This window comes from Chryseobacterium carnipullorum, assembly GCF_900142785.1.
Classification (GTDB): Bacteria; Bacteroidota; Bacteroidia; order Flavobacteriales; family Weeksellaceae; genus Chryseobacterium; species Chryseobacterium carnipullorum.
The window spans coordinates 114996-137961 of record NZ_FRCD01000016.1; the positions used below are offsets into that span (position 1 = coordinate 114996).

The window sequence follows — 22966 nt, forward strand, 5'->3', positions numbered from 1 at the left end:
GTTAGGCAAAGAATGCTGTTACGAATTCCGGAACTACAATCAAAAAGATCATTGCTCCTCCATAACCGAGGATTTCTTTATTGACATCCTGATCACCATTCGTCCACTTGTTATATACTCGAAGACCACCGATGAATCCGACCAAACCTCCTACTGCTTTCAAGATCAGCTTAACAGGATCCCAATAATCTCTGATATCACTGGCCGCATTCGAGATTGCGGTTGCACCACCTTGAGCAAATGCGGGAGTTATCGCCATAATGACCAAGGCTAGCGATAGAATTCTTTTTGCGGTCACGTTTTTTGTGAAAATATTTTTCATCATAATTCAAAAATTTTATAAAGGGTTAATATTGTTGGAATTTTAAATTTATGGCATAACTTAAGCTGCATCGAATTATTAATTCATTGTTTATCAGATTGTTAAATGTTTATTTTAATTGAAGCTACATGATGGATTGGTATGTTTTGTATCCATTTTGATTAGCCACCAGTTGAACCATTGTTTCAGAAAGATTGAGCATTTTTTTCCATTCTTTTATTCTAGAATTTTCTTTATCAATGTCGACTGAAATTTGGCTTTGTTGAGTCATCTCGCTACGCTCTGGGCTTTCTTTTTCGATTGGTGTTTTTTCGTTCTGCTCAACATAAGCATCGTTAAAATCGGTTTTTTCAGGATATGGTTGGTTTTCATTTTCTGTGGACTCCGTTATGGATGGATTATCGGGTTCATCCAAATCTTGCTCAGATTCAAATTGTTCTCTCAAATATTCTAAATCTTGCCTTTCATCTTTTCCTTCACTCGCATCGGAAAGAATTTGATTTTTACTGAAGGATTTTGGTGTGTTAATATTTTCAACATCTTCAATTCCTATATTTTGTGTTGAATCTTGATACTGCCCGGAAATTTCGGACAAAGAAAATTCGTCGGCTTCTTCTTTACAGGTTTCTTTTTCTTTCTTGAGAAACAGGTCGTATGCGATATTACCGGCATAATAGATCAGATAAACAGCCAATATGCAAAGTGAAATTTTTATCATTTTAATTGAAATTATAAGGATTAAGTTTTTTATTTTAAAGGTTAATCTTCAATATTTCATTGATGTAATCAACCAATTCATTGAATGCATTTTTTACCGCATATTTTTGTTCGTAAGTCAATTTTCGGGTATCAATAGTTTGTAAACAGTTTCTTTTGAAAACAGGACTTTTCAGGAGTATTCCGTATCTTGTGATTTCGGTATCCATTCCTTCCTGATTCAAATATCTGTAGCCTTTATCGTACTTGGAACGGATGAAAATTCTTTCTGCCTGACTTTCCAGAAGCCCTAAAAAATTCACAAAAACCAAAGTCGATTTTGCAGATACATCGGAATATTCAAAAGGAATCACGATAAAGTCACTGTAAATCAACAAATCGCTGTATTTCGCATCGAGTGTTCCTGCCAAATCAAAGAGGTTAATTTCATCGCTTTCTTTCAATTCAATCAAAGTTTCAAAATCAGAAAATGGCTGTTCCTCTTCCTCGCCAATAGTTTCTACATTGTACAATTTTTGAATTTCCAAAATTTCATCTTCTTTCCATTTATGGTAGAATGATTTCTGGTAATCAAAATCGAAAACATTGATTTTCCTTTCTGAAATAGCGGAAATATAATTGGCAAAAGCGATGGCTAGTGTTGTTTTTCCGGTTCCTCCTTTTTGTGTGGCGAATGTGATTATCATAGCTTATCTTTTCTTTTTTCTTCGTTTTTTAAGTTCGTCTTCCGCAGGAACTTTAGAAGTTCCTGAACTCTTCATCAATTCAAACAGCATTTCATTTACGGCTTTACTAAACTCAGTTTTGTTCTTATTTTCAGCGCGGTTTTCTGTCTGCATTTTGTTTGCGTTTGCTGGATTCACAAAATTTTGAAATTCCTTTTCGCCGATTAATGATTGAAGGTCCCCGATGTAATGGAATCGTGTATGAACCGCATAAATTTTTCCATCTTCGCCTTTGGTTAATGAAATATTCTTATCATTATTTCGGGTATTATTTTTAATAAAATCCTTGACTTCTAGCTGAACTTTCCGGTAGGTATCCAAATCTTTTTTTCCTCTGTTTTCAAACAGCATAAAATCTTTGATTTCTGTTTCCGGATATTTATTATTTAAAAATTTTAGCAAAATTATTTTTGATTCCTCATTCGGAATGTTGTAATCTTTCAAGATTTCAAAAAGCTTTTTATCTAATTTTTCGAAGGTGAATTCAAACAAATCATTCATTTTCAAAATCTCACTTCCTTTATAAACGTTGCCTGTTTTGTGGTCGATTATGGTATAACCAAAAGGTTTGTTTTCTTCTTTATGATGAAAGACCATATCAATTCCGAAAACATCTTTCAGCTTTTTCTGAAGCTCACTTTCAAATTCTATTTTTGGTTTCCAATCATCTTTTTGTTTTTCATCCGGCAGCATTGATTGCTGTCGTCTTCTATCTTCCACTTTGAAAACCTTGTTGGAATAAATTTCCCTGTATTTGCTAACAATAGCTTTGATTTGTTTCGACCTATTGTCATTTTTATTGTTATTGAAAACGAGCTGATTTCCGTCAATGGTTTTCTGTTTTACTCCATTTTTCAGAATATCAAATGCGTTTTCATTTTGCTTATCTTTTATCAACTTAAAACCGTTTCTTTCGAGCAAAGTTTCCAATTGATGAATCGAACTGATTTTGTAATTCAGCAATTTTTCAAGTTCATCTCCCGATTTTATTCCATATAATTTCTCTAAAGTTTTGCTTAAAGATTGTTGCGCTTTAAGCTTTTCATAGCTATCATTAATCTTTTTTCCTGTGTTTTTGTCAACTCTTGTTGAAACCATATGCACGTGATTATTATCTGTATCATTATGAAAAACCACAATAAAGGGCTGGTTTCCGTAACCCATTTCCTGCATAAAATCTTCCGCAACTTTTGTCAATTCATCTTTGCTGTGTTCCTGAAACTTAGTAGAAATCACAGCGTGAAATTGTGGTTTCTTTATTTTTTCACTTATAGAAATTGATTTAAAGTAATCTCGAACTTCCTGCTGCTTGCTGTTTTCATTAATGAACGATGGGAAATTTTTCATCATCATTAATTCTCCAATCCCTTTTTCTACCTTTTTATCGTTGTACTGTACCCCGTGAAAACTTGAGCTTGCGGAACCTAAAATCTTAACTATCATTTGCGATTAGTGAAAAGATTTTGATGAAAATTTCAATCTGCTTCTTTTTCAAATTTGCTACTTCATTTATGTGAATTGAAAAACTAGTGAGTTCCTTTTCGCTGATAAATTTTTGACCGTTCGCAATTTTCGCAACCTGATTGATGTTGTTTTCAATCTTTCCAAAGATGTTATCTTGTTTTTCAATGAACGCTAATACTTTTCTTCTCTCGTCATCTAAAATCCTATTCTCTACGGAGTCGATGATTAAACTAGTTAAAGAAATTTGCTTTTTTAAACAGATTTTTTTCCAGTTTTCTTTTTGGATATTGGATATCCTTATTTTAATGGAATTTTTCTTCTCAAAATCCTTCATATCCATCATTCAATTACATTCAGATAATTAATTGGAAAAGTGGTCATGCCCTTTATGGTACCGTTGAATTTTTCGATTTGATTTTTCCATAGAAGAAGATTGAAATCAACGTTCGTTAACGAAATAATACCCTGCTCTATACCTAAACTAATTCCATTTGAGTTTCCACTTACTAAAATATTGTTCAATGAGCCCACACTGCCATCCGACATAAAACCTAAATCCCGTAATGGTTTTGAAAGATTAAGTAGGGCGTAATTTGAAGTGATGGGCGTTGAACAAATTATACTAACATCTAAATAGCCAATTGTTCCAATTCGCCTCGCATCAATTTGCCCGGTTATTCCAAGACCAGATGTTCCTAATCTATATATTTTAGTTGATAATGTATGCTGGCGAGGATTTGTAGGAAAAGGAATATATGTGTTCCACGACGTTTGTTCAGAAATAGTATTAGCAGATAGTGTTTCGTCCAATATGATGAGCGCATCGTAATAATTAGGCTCCTTAAAAATCTGATTCCAATACTGGCCATTGAAAAAGTAGTAACCTTCTTCTACAATATGAATGACTTGCCCCAAAAGATTTGACGCAGGTTGAGTCACATAAACAATGGCACCTTTTTGCAATACTGAATAAGTTTTATTCGCAAGTTGATCACCAGTGATTCTTGGGGGAATAATACCGTCATAATGATCGATATCGTTTGGTTTTCCAACAACCTCAAAAGTAGACTCAGGAGATTGAGTATTGATACCGACCTGTCCCTCGATTGAAATAGCTATTAATAGTAACAAGAAATAAATGAATTTGCTCATTGGTATTTTATTAAAATTTCTGAGACAAAATTGAGCGATAAAAACCTATAAAACAATAATAGTCAACACGTTTGGTTAAAAAACGAACAGCGTGGATTAGGATGGAAAAGTTGTAGATTAAAAAGGAATGATTAGGCTGAATCTAGAGTCTTATTCAAAATTTTGACAAAAATAAAAACAAGTTCCGCAGTTTTTTTACCCCCTTTTTGCAAAAAAAGGCAAGATCGTCTTTGTAATACAACTTGAAAAGTTTGTACGTACAAAGACACATCTTGCATTTAAAAAGAGTTTGTTTTTCAGATTTCTGAAAAGGTAAATTATATCATTGATTATTGCAATTTGTCCGGAGGGATGTTCTTAATGATAAGTAGTGATGGTACATCTTCCCAAAATAAGGAAACCTTTTTTTCATCAGTGTGTGCAATTAATTGAGGTTGCGCAATATAATTTATAAAGAATTTCTCCACGGCCTAATTTATCCAAATAGCTGTATTAATTTTACGCAGGTTTCTTTTGCAATTTGTCCGGTATTACTAGCTTTAACAAAGTATTATTGTATAAATGATTAATACCTCCTAGGCGTATTGTACGCAGGTTTGTCTTACATGTGTATCTATTTTATTCAGATTTGATCTCGTGGAATTTTAACAGCGCTTGAAATATGACCTTACATTTTTTTTACAACTACCTATATTCATTGTATACAGCTTTAGCTATTTCATTAGATTATAACATGTGCTTATCCCAAAGGTTTAATATAGTCTTAAATTATGGCAAGCAGCAACTTGTACTTATTATACACAGCTTTTTCTTTCACCTGTCTCAATTATACCCACATTAAATGTTGTGCTGTTTGATTGCTCCGACAGCACGTGGCATTATATTACGCAGTTGGTTGTATATATTTTACACAAGTTTATACTATAAAGTTAATAACGAAGGTTGTACCTGATCACTCTTTATCCATTATTTTTTGTCTAACAAGCACATTTACAAACTAATCATTTCTTAATTCTTTGACGCTGTGGAGATAAACTATTAATTAACTTCAAAAAAGTTGTTTGCAAACGGTTTTGCATAAAAGTTAGAATATAATGTCCTTATTTTATTCACTATAGGGGACCAAATGTAAACCCATTTCTCGAAATTCAACTGAATACTCTCTTTTGACAATCTTAAACAAATGAGTTTTATATATAAATTCTAAATTCTCCAATATTTCACTATCACTGAAATTTAAAATATCTCCAACCAATAATTCTCTACCACACACCAATGGTTGAACGTCAGCAAACTCATCGTTGCTTTTATCAAAATACAAGTAAAACATGAATGAATTTTTTAAATTTTCCGTCTCATTATTTTCAAAAGGATTTTCCTTATTATTTATTATTTCTAAATAATAATCATTCCAACGTCTAACTATGAATTCAGTTGTACTTCTTAATTTTATAATGGCTAATAAGAATTCCCCGGCATTTTTTCTGTAAACATTATCATTTTCTAATTGCAAAACGTTTTGAATTTCTGAAAGAAAATTTCTAAGATCTTGCTTTAGTATTTTTACTTTATAATCCTGAATTGATTTAAAAATTGAAAAATAACTTTCTGCTGTGTCTTTTTCAGTGCCAATGTAATTAACATACACTCTTATTGTAGACAAAATAAAATCTTTCAAATCAAACTGTTGATCATCTTTCATAAAAAATATTTTAATTAAAATTACTCAAATAAAGCTTCAAATATAAATTTAAAGATAGCAACTGTTTCCTTACTAAACTTTTAGTAGTTCATCAATCAAAAACTATTTTAAAAATTATCGTTTTTTGAGATCTCGAATTTGAAGCAATTTCATATTACTCATAGTATTATTTATGCTTTAATTGGACGAAATATTTTATTAATAAGAACTTTCTGTATATTCCCATTTTTTGTATAGGTCGTTATACTTATAGTGTCCTATTTTACTTCCTCTTGCATCAAATACGTCATAGCGCTTATACAAATCATTCCATTTTTTAGAACCAGTTTGATCACCGTTTGAGTTGTATTTGTCAGTCCTGTTGTAAAGGTTATTTTGCTTTTCATAACCTTGTTGGTTTCCATTTTGGTCGTATGTTTCCTTTCTGTTATAAAGGTCATTTTGCTTTTCATACTTAATCATATTTCCATTAGCGTCAAAATACTCAATTCTGTTGTATAGAGTATTTTCTTTTGCATAACCTATCATATTACCTCGTGAGTCAAAAAACTCTGTCCGTTCGTAAAGACTGTTATACTTTTGTGCTGTTTGTGCTTTTACAGCAACTATCGTCAAGGTTATGACGAATAAGAGAATTATTTTTTTCATTTTATTAAAATTTATTTTATTGCTTACTCTATTCGGTTTTCAGCCTTCCAAGGTGTATGTTTTTGTTCTGCCCAAAACAATTAATCGAAAAAAAATATGAACATATTTAACATGATAATTTTTTCATCGTTTTTTGAGACTAAATATAAGTCTGATTAAAATTATTATTCAAGTCCTCAGGTATTGCTAGATCTTCTATCATTTCCTTTCTATCGCAGTTTTTACCATAAAAGATTGAATCAATAATTTTTATCAAACTAATACTATTATCGTGATCAAAAATTGGTGGAGATATTGCTTTTGAAATCTGAGAAGTACCAGGAAGAATAGCTTGCAAAATATCACATGATTTAAACAAAATTGTGATGCATTCCAACAGTAATTTCTCTTTAAAATATTTAAGTTTCCGGCTACTTTTCCTTTAGTGATAAAATTTTGCTTTAGATCGCTTAAAAGTGTCGGACAAAATGTTTGGAATTATTGTTGTGCGAGTAAATTATCTCACAAAAGTCGGACTCGATCGAATGATCACATTAAAATTTCTCAATAAAAAACCTCCAGCTTTCTCAAGAGATTTTGCGGGTAGGATTTTATAAATGTTAGCCACAGTTTAATTTTAAAAATAAAATCATTTAGATTTTTTTAGTATTATTAAGTTTAGAAAATTTAGAGATTTGTTAAAATAAAAATTAAATTTTATCGAAGTTAATAACAAAATATTAAAATCAAAAAAATGAAAACACTAAAATTTTTATTCTTACTATTAGTTAGTCAATGTGTATTTTCTTGTAATGATCATGAAATTGATTATCCATCATCAGAGAAATTTAATAAAAATTCGGATATATCAAATTTTAACAAATCATCTCAGTCAGATGCGGATGCCGATTTAGCCAACGCAGTTAAGCAGAGATACAATTCAGATATTAAATTTCACGGAGATGGCGGCTATACAATGACTTTTCCAGATGGTACTTCTGCTGAAGTAGTGCCTACAGAAAATAATCGTTATAAATTAACTGGTTCAAGAATGCCTGGTGTAACAATGGAAGTTTATCAGAATGGAAAAGACTTTGTAATTAATGTTTTAGAAGATAAAAATGGTTACTTTGAAGGCTCCGCACTCGCTAGACCGTGTGCATAGCATCCTAAAGGGGAAGGTTTTAACTCTTGCTTTAAAAGAGAGTGGGGAGAATTTTGTGATGGTTTCATTGGTTGTGTAGCTCAAGCAACAAATCCTCTTCCTGTAGCTGCTGCAATAAGTCTTCATTGTGCTACTTGTTAAATATTAAAATTCATATCATGAATAAGAAAAATAAAATATTTATTGTAATTTTTATAACAGGGGCTGTTGCCATTATAAATGGCTCATTTATAAAAATAAATGGAAATTTAAATGCAGATATTATTCTTTTATCTGGATTAATAATGGAATTAATATCTATTGCGGGTCTTATTTTAAATAATTTGAAAAAGATTAAATTATTTTTAAAATTACACCATATCATAAAAGTAACGGAAAAGAGATTGTCTTAAAAAAGACAGTCTCTTTTTTTAATCTTATTAGTAATTTCGACTTTACGTCCCCAATAGAAAGCCTACTGGAGGAAATTCATCATAATCATATTTATCATAGTCAACCTTTACTTTATGTTTTTTTCAAATTCAAAAGTACGCTTCAAAGTAAACTACCATGCTCTTTGAGTTCTTCCCTAACCCAGTCGTTTTTTAAGTAAGTTGAGTAAGTTCATCAATATCAGTAGTTGAAGGTGCCCTTGTTCCTGTGTGCTGTTCTGGTGTAACATGCTCAATAAGGCACCGCACAGCAATTGTAGTCCTGGTAATATCCACTAGATTATCATATACATCGGTTAATGAGAAAATAATATCATCCGAAAATTCCAGAGTAAGCTTTTTTTGATTTTTATAGAGTTCATCCCAATAGAATCTTAGTGGGGAACTGTAGCCTCTTTTTTTCCTTTGTCCATCTTTTGCCGAATTATCGCTTTTTGAGACTATTTTATCTTATTGAACAAGTTTAACATCAGACAGTTGCAAATAAATTTAAATTCAGTTAAATATCAAAATAAGAGTCAGATTGCCAGTTTGGTTAGTCTGAACTTTTTTGCAATAATAAGCTCAATCTTACCATACTCTCTTGCAGTGCAATAAGATCGTGCGGAACATGGGCCGGCAATTGGATTATCATGCCTTTCTTCAACAGATGCCGTTTACCATCAACCCCAAAGTCAATTAAACCTTCCATGACATGAACGATAATTGGAAATGGAGCAGTATGTGCCTTCATTTCTTGTGTATCACGAAACAGAATTCTGATTTCTTTTGCAAAATCATTTTTAATCATTGTTTTAACTGCTGGTTTTTTTCCGTCCTCATAACGTAAATCCTCATAGAAGGAAGCTGTATCTGTCATAAACATTTATTTTGCTATTAAAATAAGAAAAAGCAGGGAAGTTTCACTTAAAAAAAGCGTAAAACTTCAGATAGCACTACATATTCAATTTGATCATAAAGCAAAACTATAGCCACTATAATAATAACGAAGTGTATCCCTCGTCTGGATTGATTGAATAATCGTTTTTTGAGACTTTCTGATTGATTTTAGTGCTACGTCTGAATAAATACTCCAAATATTCAGCATAGGGCCTTAATAAATTAATTATACTTAGAAAATTGTTTTGAGATTCTTATATTATTCTAAAATTGGTCTTTGATGGTTTATGGACGAGATATTTACTGGTCTGCGCTGTAATCTTAGTTTAATTTATCGATATTTTCTTTACCAGTTGCTATAGTTGGTAGGTAGCAACTCCTAAAGGTTTATCCAGTCCCCGTATTGCATATTCTACTTTCACATTACTTTTTGAGGCATGTAAATATTAAATTACTTACATTTATTATTGTAAGAGAGTATATTGATATTTTTTTTATCGCTATAAAGACATCGAAAATGGGGATCATAATGGTCAAAACTTGGTTTTAGTGTATGTATAATTTTTACTCTTTCAGCGGATTTATTATTATAAAAGTTGTTAATATTCATATGCTCATCATAACAAATAAATATACTGTATCTTTTTTTATCATTTCAACACCTTTCATATGTAGCACTCTTAAATTCGGTTTATAATCTCCTATCTCGATAAAGATGCTGTCATTTCTTTTTGAAAAAAAAAGGCATATGTTATTTGATTCTTCTGCCTGCATTCTCCTTAAATCCTCTTTGTAAGATGAAATCTCTTTTTTAAGGGTATTATTGATTATTATACTCGGATAAGAATATTCCATAATATTTTCTTTTTTCTTCTCTTTACAAGAAAATAAAACGAGAAAAACAAAAAGTAATTTACTTTCTTCTAAAAGATGTTGTATCATAATATATAAAATGTGGTCTGCTATCTGGATTTGATATGTATATCAATGGATTAGCTTTGATTACCGTAATTTTCTAATAAATTTTCTAAAGTTATTCGATCTCCTTCTGTAGTTTTATAATCAACGCTTCCATTGTAGGTACAATATTGATTATATAAATTTTAAAACCATTGTATGTCTTCAAAATCAATTAAAAATCTGATGAACAGAACCGATTATAACATTATCGGTGCTGAGACTCTGATATTATAAGTTTATCAAATAAAACAATATTCAGCAAAATACATTCTAAAATTGCAAATAAGTATTTATCGTTTTCTGAGATTATTGAGTGTTACAGGAGTTTTAAAAAGCATTGATTCACCAACTGCATCTTTAGAAGTTAGTATATTTTGAATGAATTCTTTACCGTCAGTGCTGTAATTGTTTAGTTTTACATCGCCTGTTACTACCTGATAGTAGAACTGCGGGCTCCCGTTTTCACGGAAGATATAATCTCCGGGATTATAATTTTCTTCTGTCGCTCCCATGGAGTGCAGAATTTCTTCTTTTATAGACATAATATAATATTTTATGGTTGGTGTAGCTGAAATTGATATATAATCTGTAATTAGATCATCAGATTAGTACGGTGATCGTAGCGTGCTGTATGTTACCGAATGGTGATGGCAACAATCTAAAGAGAATTTATCAAGTGAGTCATGAAGATCAGGTGTGTTGTCTATTTCTTTTGTATGTACGAGAAGACTCCAATTATAAAATTGCTATTGCTCCTTAGTTAGATCGGAGACGAAATGTTAGATCGTTAACAACAAGTATTTCATAAAAATACATAATTACATTAAGTAGTTATATGATTCAAATCATAATGTGAATTATTTAATTTGAAAGTTTTTATGATAGTTTTGTAAATTAGCATAAAACCGACTTTACACCGAATATCAATGATCAGTATATAATCTACAATATGTTGAATGAGCAAAAAAAATTAAACAATAAATAATATGAAAATAGTAATAAATGATATAATTTATTTTAGAGAATTAAACGAACATATGCTAAAAAATTTAATGGATCGGGTAGTGTCCTACTAACTGTGTAAGTAGAAAAGTTATTCTGAAAAATTTTGAGCCCTCAAAGCTCAAAAAATTTTTCGGAAATAACTTTTTACTATTTTTAAACATTATACAGTTATGACCAGTAAAGAAGATTTATTAAACAACAAGGATTTCTACAAATCCTTCAAAAACGGAGAAGATTTAACCTCGTTCTTCAAAGAACTGCACAAAAAAGCAGTAGAACATATGCTGGATGCTGAATTAGACAGCCATCTTGACAATGAAAAACACGAAAAAACCACCAATGGAAACTACCGAAACGGACACGGAACTAAGAAGATAAAATCATCATTTGGCGAATCCGAAATTAAAGTTCCCCGTGATAGAGAAGGGAGTTTTGAACCTGCTTTAGTTCCCAAAAGACACAATATCATCGATGGTTTGGAGAATATCATTATCTCGTTTTATGCTAAAGGAATGAGCGTTTCGGATATTGAAGAACAGATTAGGGAGATGTATGATTTTGAGGTTTCTACGTCAACAATTTCTCGAATAACTAATGCTGTTGCCAGTGAAGTCGTTGCGTGGCAAAATCGACCTTTAGACGAATTGTATCTGATTGTTTGGATGGACGGAATTGTTTTCAAGGTTCGAGAGAACTCCAAAGTCATTAACAAAACCATTTATTTAGCCGTAGGCTTGAACCGTGAAGGAAGAAAAGAAGTTTTGGGAATGTGGCTTGGAAAGAACGAAAGTTCCAGCTTTTGGATGAGTGTTTTAACCGATTTAAAAGCTCGTGGTGTTGAAGATATTTTGATTACCGCTACCGATAATTTAAATGGATTTACCCAGACCATCCGCTCCGTTTTCCCTGAATCCCAAACCCAAATCTGCGTAGTCCACCAGATAAGAAATGCTTGTAAATACGTGGTTTGGAAGGACAGAAAAGCGTTTTCTGCCGATATGAAACACATTTATACTGCGCCTACAAAAGAAGCCGCCAAAGCAGCCCTGGAAGATTTTGCAACCAAATGGGAAAGTAAATATTTGTACGCCATTCAATCTTGGAGAAACAATTGGGACGAACTCACCGTATTTTTTGATTTCCCAATCGAAATCCGAAAAATCATTTACACCACCAATTTAATTGAAAACCTGAATGGAAAAATCCGAAAATACACTAAAAATAAAATGTCTTTCCCTACGGATGATGCTGTTTTAAAGTCGGTGTATCTTGCTCTAAAAGAAGCTACCAAAAAATGGACAATGCCTATCCATAATTGGGGATTGGTTTTAAACCAATTTATGCTTATTTTTGAAAAAAGGCTCAGATTATAAAATCCAAGCCTAACTTTTCTACTTACACACTTTACGGGATAGTGTCATGGATCGTTTTTTGAGACATAAGTAGCCACTTAAACGCCCACAGTAAATCTATGTTATGAGCAATTTTTACCAGATTCCTATATCCTCTAGCGTTTCAATATCATAATATTTTTTCTCTTTGAATCCATCATTATAAGCTTTTTCAAATAAAGCTATTATTTTTTTCTGATTTTCATCAAAACCGATCAAATCGAAATCATTCAGTCTATTTTTTACAACCTCCTTTTCCAAACCCGGGTAGAATTGATACTCAGAGAGAGAATAACCAACTTTACTTCCAGATTTCATCCAGCTTCGTTTTATAGATAACCATAAGTATTTAACTAATCCATTATCTGTTCTAATTAGATTAGGAAAATTTCCTTCGTAATACTCTTTGTAGTTTCTATGGACAATTTCTAGAATTGGTCCTATTTCATCTTCGGTTAAAAATTCACTATTTATTAGTGTCTTAGCAAAAAGTTCTTTTGCTATGGAGTTTCTTTTTTTAATTATTTTATTAATATACTCTTTATCATTTTCTTTGTCGTTTTTAAATAGATAATACCATTCATTATTTGAAAACAATTTATCCTTTTCTAATAGTTCATAAGCATAAACTATTCTATCAAAAAGAAAGAATGACGAAAAATATATGTCACTTTCTACTTGAGTAAATACAAGATTTCTCCTTTCTTCGATATCATCAATACTGTAAAGCAGATCAGAAACATAATGTAATAGCGACATTAACTCAGAGCCACTACCCCAAAACGTACCTTTTTTATATGATATATTTTTCGAATAAAGTAAAATTGATTCAATGATTTTCTGTTGTTTATACTTATTAGAACCTACACTTTTAATCTTAACCCAATTTAAAAATTGAAATAGTTGTCTTTTTTCCTGAACCTTTTTTAAAATAGCTTCATTTTCTTCTGGATTGTTTTCATTTATGAATTTATCAAATACATTTTCTTGAATATCAAAATTTGATAATTGAAGGTTAAAGTATCTATCAAAATAACTTTCATTCGCAACCCTTTTACCTCTGATTAAGTCTTCAGGTGTAATTGCATCAAAACTAAAAGATATGTCAACAATAAATAATCTTTTTAATATTCTTATAATTAAATCATTAAATTTTAGATTCTCAATAAATGCCTCTGTCGATTGTCCTTCGTGATTAGAACGAAAGCTAAAATTATTGATGCTATTATTGCTTCTGTGAACTAAACTTTCCTTATTAACTATTACAAAATTATAAACCTTTTGGTCAAAAATCCTTAGGGATTCAATTAATAAAAAATCTAAAATGTTTAATTCATTATATATTGATGGTAACCGAAGTTTTATGCTATTATTAAATCTATAAATATCTCTTAACGAAGAAAAAAAATCAATAAATGGTTCATCTTTTATAGAATCATTTAAATCTTTAATATCATTTGTTATTTCATCGACATTAAAAAGTTGGTTCAAGTTATCTATAAATAATCTTGCTATATCTTCTCTAGAAATAGGTGGTAAAGTGTAATCAACTTGAACAATCTTCTCGAGATATTTTTTCCCATTTTCGCCAAATTGCTTTTCCAATGCAGTCTCTACAACAATCTGATCATAAGCCAAAATGAAAATCGTATTTGCAAAATTTCCATTCAATTTAATCAATTGAAAAATTTCAGTTATTTCTGAAGGTGTTAATCTATCAATATCATCAACAGTTATATATAATTTTACTTTTGAGTCAATTAGGATGTCATCAATTTCTTTTTTTAATTCAACAAGTTCTTTTTCCTTTCCAGCCTTTTTAAAAATACTTTTCAGTGTGCTTAGAGCTTCGCCTGCCCCTGAATGAACATAATTAACCCAATTCAAGTATTCCAAAAATTCAGCTATTTTTTTAGAAGCATTTTTTAGTTTCTCTGAGTTGTTTTTAAGTTTTAAAATTAATTCTCTTAAAAACACTGTTTGTAATTCTTTTTGCCCAGAGAACATCCATGGATTAAATCTTAAAACAATAATCTCCTGATTATTATTTTTAGAGAGTTGTTCAACTTCGTTTATTATAAAATTTAATAATGTTGACTTACCAGAGCCCCAGGTTCCATTAATTCCAAGTACAATACTTTCGTTATTTTCTTTAAATGAATTAACTAAACCAGATGCAATCTCATATGCGAAAGGATGCCTTCCCAATTTATCTGTTGAACTTTCTTTTAATGGTAAATCTGTATGCATTTGTTGAATTGGTTAATTAGCAAAATAATATCATATTTTATCGTTTTTTGAGATTTAATTCGATCTAGGACGTTCCAGAGATTTGCGATGGTGGGGCAATCGAAGAACTACTGTTGAACTTTGCTGTTCCCCCTCTACTATTGCAAAATCCTTTAATGGAAGTTGTTTTAATGTAGTTCTACTTCCCAATCTTCAAATTCTGGTTCAACTTGATATGTGTCATTTTCTTCCCTACAAACAAACCGAATCCATTGAGAGGCTCTTTTCATTGAGTGAGTAAGATTTAAAACTTTTCCAGATTCATCCATCTTTATGTTATTGGCAAAAATTGCAAATGCTTGTTCGGCTAAACTCGCTTCATCTTTTAAATCCTCTCTGTAATTTATATCTTTTAGTAATTCAACGTCGTTTATTACATATGGTAAAGTTCCATTTGTGTAATAATATACAAAATGTCTTAATGCACTTTTAAAATCGTTCGATAATTCCATACCAAATTTATTATTTCCAAATTTCATAAAAATCAATTACGGATATTTCGCTATCATCGAAATCTTCAATTTCTAAAGGCTGGTCTGTTAAGAATCCATATTGGTCTTCAAAATTGTGTTCGTCATACTTTAAAATCTTTTTATTTTCAAAAATTTGAACTTGTTTAAGCACATTAAGATTTTTGTCTGTTTCATAATAATATGTCGAGTTTCCCCAAGAATCAGTTACTTCATCTCCAGTTGTTTCGTTCCAAAATTTTTTAAAATATCTGTTTTTCATTTCTATGACGAGCTTTGTTTAAATTGCCACCAACTTCAAAATTTACACATTTCGTCAATCCAAACTATATGATATTTGCAAAGTTATTTATACTACTAATATAAAATTTAATTTTGATCGTTTTTTGAGACTTTTCCACTTCAAGAGTTTACTACACTATAAAAATGAAATTTAGAATTCAATGATTAATGAAGATTTTAATCCTCAATTTTATATTTTTCCTTCAGTACATAATTGGCCGGATGCAGTGATAGTTTTGAAATATCAATCTCCCATAAAGGATCACTGTCATTGACCACCATCAAATTTCTGTCTGATAAATCAAACTTTTCTACAAAACAACAATAAAGCAATTTACTTATCACAACCCGAACATATTTTCCTTCATTACTTAATGTACATGATAGAGAATATGTTTTTTCACTATTAATAATCAGTTTTTGGGATAATATTTTTTCCTGTAAAAACATAATACGTCCTCTTGAAATCCAACCACTTAACCGTTTTACCCTACCTTTATTAGATAAGACAAATCGAGATTCAAATCTCGGAATGGGGACTGGAACCCAGGACTCTCCGGGAAGATCCATAACTGATAAATTAAAACATGAGGGAGGATTATCTTTGTCGATTATAGGTTTACCCAACTTCTCCCAAAGATACTTATTAAGTAAACTATTTAAGATATCTGCTGTTTTGACCATGTGAAAATCTTCTTTTTTCGGAGGATTATCTCGCAAAAACCATCGAAATGTTCCTGACGTTAAGATGGTTTTATTTATAACGTCCATAATACTTTCGCAAGCAATACCTAATTTTTCTTCCACTGCATATATACTTTCAAAATTAGCAATAAATTCTCCTTCGGCGGTATACTGACTGACAGGGCGCAGATAGTCAACGTGTACGTTTCTAGCTCTATTTTGACGAAAGACTTTCAAACGTCTCTCGCTGGCTGAAATTTTCTCTAAATTACTGCTATGTTTATGAAATACGTTATTATCCTTATACGAAATAACAATAGAGCGATCATCTATATCAAATTTTTCAACAAAATGGTAATATACCAAACGACCTACAGCCCTTGTATACTTACGTCCTTCCAAAGATAATCCACAGGACACATTATAAACATCGGCTTTAAGATAGTTATTATACTGTTTGGTAAAACGCAACTTTCGGATTTTTTCGGAAACCCAATGTTCTACTCCTAATGTTATATGAGAAAGACGACTCAGGCTCTTTACTCTTCCATAATTGGATATTTCATAATTCTCAAAACCCTCAATCGGCTTCCATTGTTCATCAGGAAGGTTTTCTAAGGAATGGTTATAGAGAACATCTTTTACATATTCATTCTCTAGTTCATGTGGCAGTTTCATAAAATAAAATTACAAAACACTCATCTATTATTTTATCGTTTTTTGAGATTGCAAATGCAGTATTATTTATCTTTTAATTTCGAAAAATAATGGTTTGCTATATTAACACTTCCAGAGATTACTAGACCTCTTATAATTGACCAGAACAATATTTCGTTTAATTTACTTGCCGTGTAATTAGTATCATCATAGAAGTTAATTTCCATTAGAAATATAATTACCGTTATTATAAGCGCACCTAATAAAATTTTTTCTATTCTTCGTGAGTCCATATTATAAGTTTATTTACTATTCCTGAGCTAATGTATCGTTTTTTGAGATCACAAATACAGCATTATTTATCTTTTAATTTTGAAAAATAATGGTTTGCTATATTAACACTTCCAGAGAGTACGAGACCTCTTATAAATGACCAGAACAATATTTCGTGTAATTTACTTGTCGTGTAATTAGTATCATCATAAAAGTTAATTTCCATTAAAAATATTATTACTGTCATTATTAGCGCACCTAATAAAATTTTTTCAATTCTTCGTGAGTCCACATTATAATTTTCTTTGAAATTGCTGAGCTAATATATTGTTTTTTGAGATTATTTTTGGTTATTTGATAATATAACTGCATTGATATTTGGATTATCAAACAATTGCATATCATTTGTCAGAGATGCTTCATTTGTTCCTAATGTTTTTAATGAAAACTTGGCAAGAAATTCGGCTTGTCCGTTAGTTATTACTACTCCCACCGGTATAATAAAAATTTGGATCAGACTGGATTCCGCCATAGTAAGAAGTAAAATACAACTTCCTATGCTGGCATTAAACATAGAAAATACAAGATCGTAAAATCCTTGATTATTTGGTGTGGATGCAAACGCTCCAGATTTTGAAAAATTGTATAACCATTTTGGGCATTGGTGACGAGTAATTTACCATTTTTCATATCGATATTAGAAAAAGCCCGAAGACAGGCTGGTCATCGCTTGAAGTTACATAATAAGTTCCCTAAACTTGATTTCTCTCTTCAGGATCAAATTTCGCAATAAAAAAATCAGATTCTCCGCTTATATTTTGTGTTTGGAATGCTGTTCCCACAGTAGCTCCAGCTTTCTTTTCATCAATAAAAATATCTGGATCTTCGATGTTGCCATTGTTATCTCCTACGTAGTTTCATATTTTTTTATGAGCATTATTTTTTATTTGTATGATGTTTTTTTTACCAATTATCAGTTTGACTATATATTTAATACTCAGAGACATTAGAACTTCTAAAAATATAAAAGTTTATATTGGTGCATCTTAGTTTAAAATGACTACCTTTGACATAATTGGTCTGGTCACATCTTTCTTCTTTTCATAATTTCCCGTAAGGCGTATCCTTATTCATTGACCACTAAATATTTGAATCAATTAATAGCAATAAATTATCTCATATGAATAATAATGATTTAGATGAGAGTTTTGGAACCTTGTCCCAAACGATCAACGAGCTTGCAAAAGTGGGCTATACGCACGATTTTAATCGTCAAGACAATTGTGAAATTTGTCACAATGAAAATATAATGCTTTCTCCTGTAGATTTTAAGATAGATAAGGTTTACAGGTTTGAAGGTACTTCCGATCCGGATTACCAGTCTATACTCTATGCAATATCATCCTCGAAGTTTAATGTCAAAGGAATTATAGTAAATGGTTATGGAATTTCGTCAGATGACGCAACTTCAAAAATTATCGAAAAATTATCCGCAAATCCTAGCAATGATATGATTGAAAATAAAAGGAATGACAGTACCTCAAAGCGTCCCGAGGGTGAACGTGTTTTAAATGCTTCAATGGTTGAGATAAATGTAAATGATCTCCTCAAACAAATTAAAGCTGAAAAAACATGGGCAGAAAATGATCGAAACTCGATGACGGTCTTCAAATCTGACACGATGCGAATTTTAATCATTGGACTACACCAAAATGCAGAATTAAAACCGCACACAGCAGCTGGTATTATTAGTGTTCAGGTTTTAGAAGGGCAGATAGAGTTCTCTACAGAACTTCAAAATACTATATTGGACAAGGGGCAGATGATTGCTTTGCATGAAAACATTCCCCACAGTGTAAAAGCATTAACAGATAGTTTTTTTTTACTAACACTTTCAATGAGCAGGAAGTAGTATAGTGAATGAAAAAGTAAAAAATTACGCTAATAAAATTGTCACTTTTTTGATGTAAGGACAGATATTTAAAGAAATCTATTATTTGTTATAAAATACATTTGATCGATTTTAGATATGCCTTAAAATATAAACCAAACCAAAATATAAATGATTGAACTTTTTAAAGAACCAGGTGTTCAAATTACCATTCTACTTCTCCTACTACCGATCATTTTTGTACTCATTCTGATTTTGGTGAAGGTAAATAAAATGGTATATACTCGATTGAAAAAAAATGAGTTAAGACAAATTAATGAGAATATCAGCAGGCTAAATGCCGATGAAATAGCATTATTACAGAAGAGAAAAAAAGAGCTTGAGTTTCAATTATCAGGTAATGAAATTGCTCAAGTCAGCGAAATCAGTGATCCGCGAGGATTAATTGATGAAGCCAAGGAAGTTCATGACCTTCGGTTTTTTCAAACAAAAAGAAAACAGGATAAGAATATAAAAGTTCCAGAAGAAGAAAAGAAGCTTATACTTTGGTTTCTCGGGAGTAGTGTATTTTGGCTCTTGGTGGGAACTTCTGTCGGAGAATATCTAGGAATTAAATTTGTCGCTCCAGATTCTGATCAAATAAGTTGGTTGAGTTTTGGAAGATTAAGACCAGTGCATACGAATATTGTTTTTTGGGGCTGGGCATCAATGGCCATGGTTGGATTATCATATTATGTTGTTCCTCGTGTGGGCAATACTATAATTTACAACTTAAAATATGGATATTTCTCATTAATTCTGATGAATGTAGCAGTTCTCTCAGGTAGTATATGTCTGATGTCTGGAATTAATAATAGTGGTGGAGAATACAGAGAATATATATGGCCTGTTATGTCGCTATTTGCTATTGGAGTTTTTTTATCCATTTTTAACCATTTTAATACTGTAGCGTCACGTAAGACCGATGAAATCTACGTTTCAAACTGGTACATTGTTTCGGCAATGATGTATGTTATTGTGATTTTACTAATTGCTTATTTGCCATTCTGGCAGGATGGGTTAGGAGAGACAATAACTCAGGGTTATTATATGCATCAAGGAGTGGGAATGTGGTTTATGTTTTTTAATCTTGGATTAATGTATTATTTCCTCCCCCAAGAGCTCAACAGTCCAGTATACTCGTACAGTTTAGGTATATTGGCATTCTGGACTCAAATTTTATTTTATACGCTCATTGGAACTCACCACTTTATCTTTAGCGCAATACCCTGGTGGATGCAAACAATTGCGATTGTTGCCAGTGTTGGTATGGTCATTCCAGTCACTGCAGGAACTGTAAATTTTGTAATGACCATTAAAGGTTCATGGCATCGCCTGAAGCTGAGTTATGTACTTCCATTTTATGTTGTTTCTATTATTTTCTACTTTACAGGTTCTATGCAGGGAACGGCAGAGGCATTTCGAGAAACCAATCTTTTGTGGCATTTTACAGACTTTACAGTCGCCCATTCGCATATAACCATGTATGGTATTGTCACTTTTATGCTGTGGGCTTTCATGTATACCCTCGTTCCAAGATTAACATCTCTTGAACCTCCTAATATTATGGTAGGGCTACATTTTTGGCTGGCATTGATTGGGGTATTAGTTTACTCTGTCTCACTGATGATTGGTGCTACAGAAAAAGGAATGCTTTGGATAGAGAAAAAACCATTTATAGAGGGTGTTGTTAAAATGGCTCCATACTGGGTATGGCGAGCGATAGGCGGAACAATGATGTGGATTTCACATATTATTTTCGCTTACAACTTTTACAGAATGATTAAGCCTACAGTAAAAATTATTTTACCGCGATCACCATCTGAAATTTTGGAGATTGTTAACAAAACAAATAACTAATTATGGAGTTTTTTAATAGTCATAAGAAGCTTTTCTCTTCCGCATTAGTATTCTTCCTTTTTTTAACATTAATCATATGTATTCTTCCTGCGCTTAACAATCAAAAAACGTATCAACCATTACCGGGGAGCAGAGCACTTACCGAAGAAGAAAGTAGAGGGAAAGCAATTTATATTCAAGAGGGTTGCGTAGGATGTCATACACAACAAGTTAGAAATGTTGATATGGACGAAGTTTTTGGAGATAGACCAAGTTTGGCAGTTGATTACGCCCGGAATCGTCGTCTTAATCTTTTTCAGAATACAGCGACGTTGATGGGAACAGAACGAACTGGTCCTGATTTAATTAATATAGGAACGAGGCAGCCAAGTAAAGAATGGCATTATTCCCATCTCTATAACCCAAGGTCAGTCGTTCCAGAATCAATCATGCCATCATATAAGTGGTTATTCCTCAACAAAGAAAGTCTAGATCCGGGCGATATCGAAGTTAGTGTTCCAATCGAATTCAGAAAGGGGATTGAAGGTAAAATTGTTCCTTCCAAAGATGGCAGAGCTTTGATTGCTTATCTCTTAAGCTTAAAACAAACAGGTCTGCCAACAGGAAAGCCTTCAGGAGATTTTCTATATAAGATTAAGAAAAAAACTTTAGAAGCTTCTGGTGATAATAATCTTCCGGACGGGGAAGCATTGTTTACGACAAACTGTGTGAGTTGTCATCAGACTAACGGGGAAGGATTACCTGGAGCTTTTCCACCTTTAAAGAACAGTCCTGTTGTATTAGGAGAAAATCTTGAACTCTATATAACAATAATAATGAAAGGTTATGATGCTCGTCCTGAGTTTGCGACAATGCCGGCAGTAGGAACCAATGCGGGTTTCACAGCTGAAGATGTTGCTGCTTTAATCAACCACGAGAGAACAAGCTGGGGAAATCCGGGTAAAAAGGTAACAGTAGAAGAAGTAAAACTTATAATGGCTAAAATTAAATAATGACTAACAAGAAAATTTTAACCCTTTTATTTGCGCTTTTTCACATGCTATACAAAGCCTGTGATGCTTGCAAATTGCAGCAGCCTGAAATTACTAAAGACCTCACGCATGGAACTGGTCCTGAGTCAGAATGGGATTGGCTGATTGTACTTATTATAGTATTTATTACCCTTGTAACACTTTTTCACTCCGTTAAATTCTTAATAAAGCCGGGAGAAAAAGATACAAACCATATTAAAAATTCTGTACTCCATTTTTAATCTCTTACACTATGGAAAAACATAACGCACACGTCTTTTTATACATTGATGAAGAACCGCTTCCTATCGCAGAGCTTCAAACTCCTATAGTCTTCAATATGGATACTAAAAAACTTACTGATGGTGAACATGTTTTAAAGATTATCAGTAAAATAGGAGGAAAAGAAGGTATAAAAATTATACATTTTATCGTACGTAATGGACCTCTTATTGAACTTGAGGGGTTAGTTAATAAAGAAGTGGTGAGTGGTGTATTACCTTTAATGATTAATTCTTATGACACAGGAAAAAGACAGAGTTTTATAATCAAAGGCAGCGAAAATCCGCGTACAATACCAGTTTGGATTTGGATTATAGTTTTGGTTTTTATGGCATGGTCTGCCTTTTATATATTTGAAAATTTTAGTCTTTAGAAAATACATATTTAAATCCCAAATTTTATACGGTAAAATGTAAAACTACTATAAGATAATTACGGTATCTGATGTAAATTCTATAGTAGTTATTTTCCTTTAAAAACTCCGATATTTCTTTTAAACCATAACCTTCCTTTTTTCACTTCTAAAAATAAATTATTTAAGCAAACGACCGAATTTATAATTGAAATTGGTAATATTTTATTAAGTAAAAATACAGTTGCTGATGTTTCCAATTATGTTTATGGCTTAGATAACTATAATGCAAAGCAGAAAATTAATACAATTTCTCCGGAAAAAATAGAAGAATTTC

23 protein-coding genes are annotated in these 22966 nt (G+C 31.6%); 8 read left to right on the forward strand and 15 right to left on the reverse strand.

The window, feature by feature from the left end:
- Position 1: 1 nt before the first annotated feature.
- From BUC06_RS17675 to BUC06_RS17710, 8 genes are all read right to left on the reverse strand, one after another.
- Positions 2-322, reverse strand: a complete 321-nt coding sequence (locus tag BUC06_RS17675; RefSeq protein ID WP_394344553.1) for a DUF4134 domain-containing protein — start codon at positions 320-322, stop codon at positions 2-4.
- Positions 323-446: 124 nt separating this feature from the next.
- A complete protein-coding gene (locus BUC06_RS17680; protein ID WP_139263385.1) occupies positions 447-1040 on the reverse strand; it encodes a hypothetical protein in 594 nt (197 codons plus the stop codon).
- A gap of 34 nt (positions 1041-1074) precedes the next feature.
- On the reverse strand, positions 1075-1725 hold the full coding sequence (locus tag BUC06_RS23615; protein WP_073335332.1) for a ParA family protein: 651 nt from the start codon (positions 1723-1725) through the stop codon (positions 1075-1077).
- A gap of 3 nt (positions 1726-1728) precedes the next feature.
- The gene (locus tag BUC06_RS17690) at positions 1729-3207 is read right to left on the reverse strand and encodes a relaxase/mobilization nuclease domain-containing protein (protein WP_073335333.1); all 1479 of its coding nucleotides are present in this window, start codon (positions 3205-3207) and stop codon (positions 1729-1731) included.
- The gene (locus tag BUC06_RS17695) at positions 3197-3571 is read right to left on the reverse strand and encodes a hypothetical protein (RefSeq protein WP_083564118.1); all 375 of its coding nucleotides are present in this window, start codon (positions 3569-3571) and stop codon (positions 3197-3199) included. Before BUC06_RS17695 ends, BUC06_RS17690 begins: the two co-directional genes overlap by 11 nt.
- Positions 3568-4380: a hypothetical protein gene (locus BUC06_RS17700; RefSeq protein WP_073335334.1), complete on the reverse strand. Its 813-nt coding sequence runs from the start codon at positions 4378-4380 to the stop codon at positions 3568-3570. The genes BUC06_RS17695 and BUC06_RS17700 overlap by 4 nt, the downstream gene beginning before the upstream one ends.
- A 1105-nt stretch (positions 4381-5485) precedes the next feature.
- The gene (locus BUC06_RS17705; protein WP_073335335.1) at positions 5486-6082 is read right to left on the reverse strand and encodes a hypothetical protein; all 597 of its coding nucleotides are present in this window, start codon (positions 6080-6082) and stop codon (positions 5486-5488) included.
- Between the two features lie 198 nt (positions 6083-6280).
- Positions 6281-6730: a hypothetical protein gene (locus BUC06_RS17710; RefSeq protein WP_073335336.1), complete on the reverse strand. Its 450-nt coding sequence runs from the start codon at positions 6728-6730 to the stop codon at positions 6281-6283.
- Between the two features lie 733 nt (positions 6731-7463).
- On the opposite strand from BUC06_RS17710, the gene BUC06_RS17720 reads away from it, so the two are divergent.
- Together BUC06_RS17720 and BUC06_RS17725 are read left to right on the forward strand one after the other, a co-directional pair.
- Entirely contained in the window at positions 7464-7874 is a 411-nt protein-coding gene (locus tag BUC06_RS17720; protein WP_073335338.1) for a hypothetical protein, read from the forward strand.
- A gap of 158 nt (positions 7875-8032) precedes the next feature.
- On the forward strand, positions 8033-8266 hold the full coding sequence (locus tag BUC06_RS17725; RefSeq protein WP_073335339.1) for a hypothetical protein: 234 nt from the start codon (positions 8033-8035) through the stop codon (positions 8264-8266).
- Between the two features lie 574 nt (positions 8267-8840).
- Here the strand turns inward: BUC06_RS17725 and BUC06_RS17730 are convergent.
- The 3 genes from BUC06_RS17730 to BUC06_RS17740 all read right to left on the reverse strand — a co-directional run bounded on the left by BUC06_RS17730 (position 8841) and on the right by BUC06_RS17740 (position 10686).
- Positions 8841-9164 (reverse strand): cupin domain-containing protein, encoded by a 324-nt coding sequence (locus BUC06_RS17730; protein ID WP_073335367.1) that lies wholly within the window; start codon positions 9162-9164, stop codon positions 8841-8843.
- Between the two features lie 626 nt (positions 9165-9790).
- Positions 9791-10126, reverse strand: coding sequence for a hypothetical protein (locus BUC06_RS17735; RefSeq protein WP_073335340.1), 336 nt, complete (start codon positions 10124-10126; stop codon positions 9791-9793).
- 308 nt (positions 10127-10434) lie between these two features.
- Positions 10435-10686: a cyclic nucleotide-binding domain-containing protein gene (locus BUC06_RS17740; RefSeq protein WP_073335341.1), complete on the reverse strand. Its 252-nt coding sequence runs from the start codon at positions 10684-10686 to the stop codon at positions 10435-10437.
- A 633-nt stretch (positions 10687-11319) separates the two neighbouring features.
- On the opposite strand from BUC06_RS17740, the gene BUC06_RS17745 reads away from it, so the two are divergent.
- Positions 11320-12522, forward strand: a complete 1203-nt coding sequence (locus tag BUC06_RS17745) for an IS256 family transposase (protein WP_073335342.1) — start codon at positions 11320-11322, stop codon at positions 12520-12522.
- A gap of 114 nt (positions 12523-12636) precedes the next feature.
- On the opposite strand, the gene BUC06_RS17750 is transcribed toward BUC06_RS17745, so the two are convergent.
- The 4 genes from BUC06_RS17750 to BUC06_RS17765 all read right to left on the reverse strand — a co-directional run bounded on the left by BUC06_RS17750 (position 12637) and on the right by BUC06_RS17765 (position 16943).
- Positions 12637-14790, reverse strand: a complete 2154-nt coding sequence (locus tag BUC06_RS17750) for a KAP family P-loop NTPase fold protein (protein WP_073335343.1) — start codon at positions 14788-14790, stop codon at positions 12637-12639.
- 167 nt (positions 14791-14957) lie between these two features.
- On the reverse strand, positions 14958-15308 hold the full coding sequence (locus tag BUC06_RS17755; protein ID WP_228423805.1) for a DUF7677 family protein: 351 nt from the start codon (positions 15306-15308) through the stop codon (positions 14958-14960).
- The gene (locus BUC06_RS17760; protein ID WP_073335344.1) at positions 15292-15561 is read right to left on the reverse strand and encodes a hypothetical protein; all 270 of its coding nucleotides are present in this window, start codon (positions 15559-15561) and stop codon (positions 15292-15294) included. Before BUC06_RS17760 ends, BUC06_RS17755 begins: the two co-directional genes overlap by 17 nt.
- A 197-nt stretch (positions 15562-15758) precedes the next feature.
- Entirely contained in the window at positions 15759-16943 is a 1185-nt protein-coding gene (locus BUC06_RS17765; protein ID WP_073335345.1) for an NUMOD4 domain-containing protein, read from the reverse strand.
- 1432 nt (positions 16944-18375) lie between these two features.
- On the opposite strand from BUC06_RS17765, the gene BUC06_RS24180 reads away from it, so the two are divergent.
- The 5 genes from BUC06_RS24180 (at position 18376) to BUC06_RS17795 (ending at position 22650) form a co-directional block, all read left to right on the forward strand.
- Positions 18376-19107: a cupin domain-containing protein gene (locus tag BUC06_RS24180; RefSeq protein ID WP_083206757.1), complete on the forward strand. Its 732-nt coding sequence runs from the start codon at positions 18376-18378 to the stop codon at positions 19105-19107.
- Between the two features lie 150 nt (positions 19108-19257).
- Positions 19258-20985, forward strand: a complete 1728-nt coding sequence (locus tag BUC06_RS17780; protein WP_065722165.1) for a cbb3-type cytochrome c oxidase subunit I — start codon at positions 19258-19260, stop codon at positions 20983-20985.
- 2 nt (positions 20986-20987) lie between these two features.
- On the forward strand, positions 20988-21977 hold the full coding sequence (locus BUC06_RS17785; protein WP_065722166.1) for a cytochrome c: 990 nt from the start codon (positions 20988-20990) through the stop codon (positions 21975-21977).
- On the forward strand, positions 21977-22237 hold the full coding sequence (locus BUC06_RS17790; protein WP_065722167.1) for a hypothetical protein: 261 nt from the start codon (positions 21977-21979) through the stop codon (positions 22235-22237). Before BUC06_RS17785 ends, BUC06_RS17790 begins: the two co-directional genes overlap by 1 nt.
- Before the next feature lie 11 nt (positions 22238-22248).
- Positions 22249-22650, forward strand: a complete 402-nt coding sequence (locus BUC06_RS17795) for a cytochrome C (RefSeq protein WP_073335347.1) — start codon at positions 22249-22251, stop codon at positions 22648-22650.
- The last annotated feature ends 316 nt before the right edge of the window (positions 22651-22966 follow it).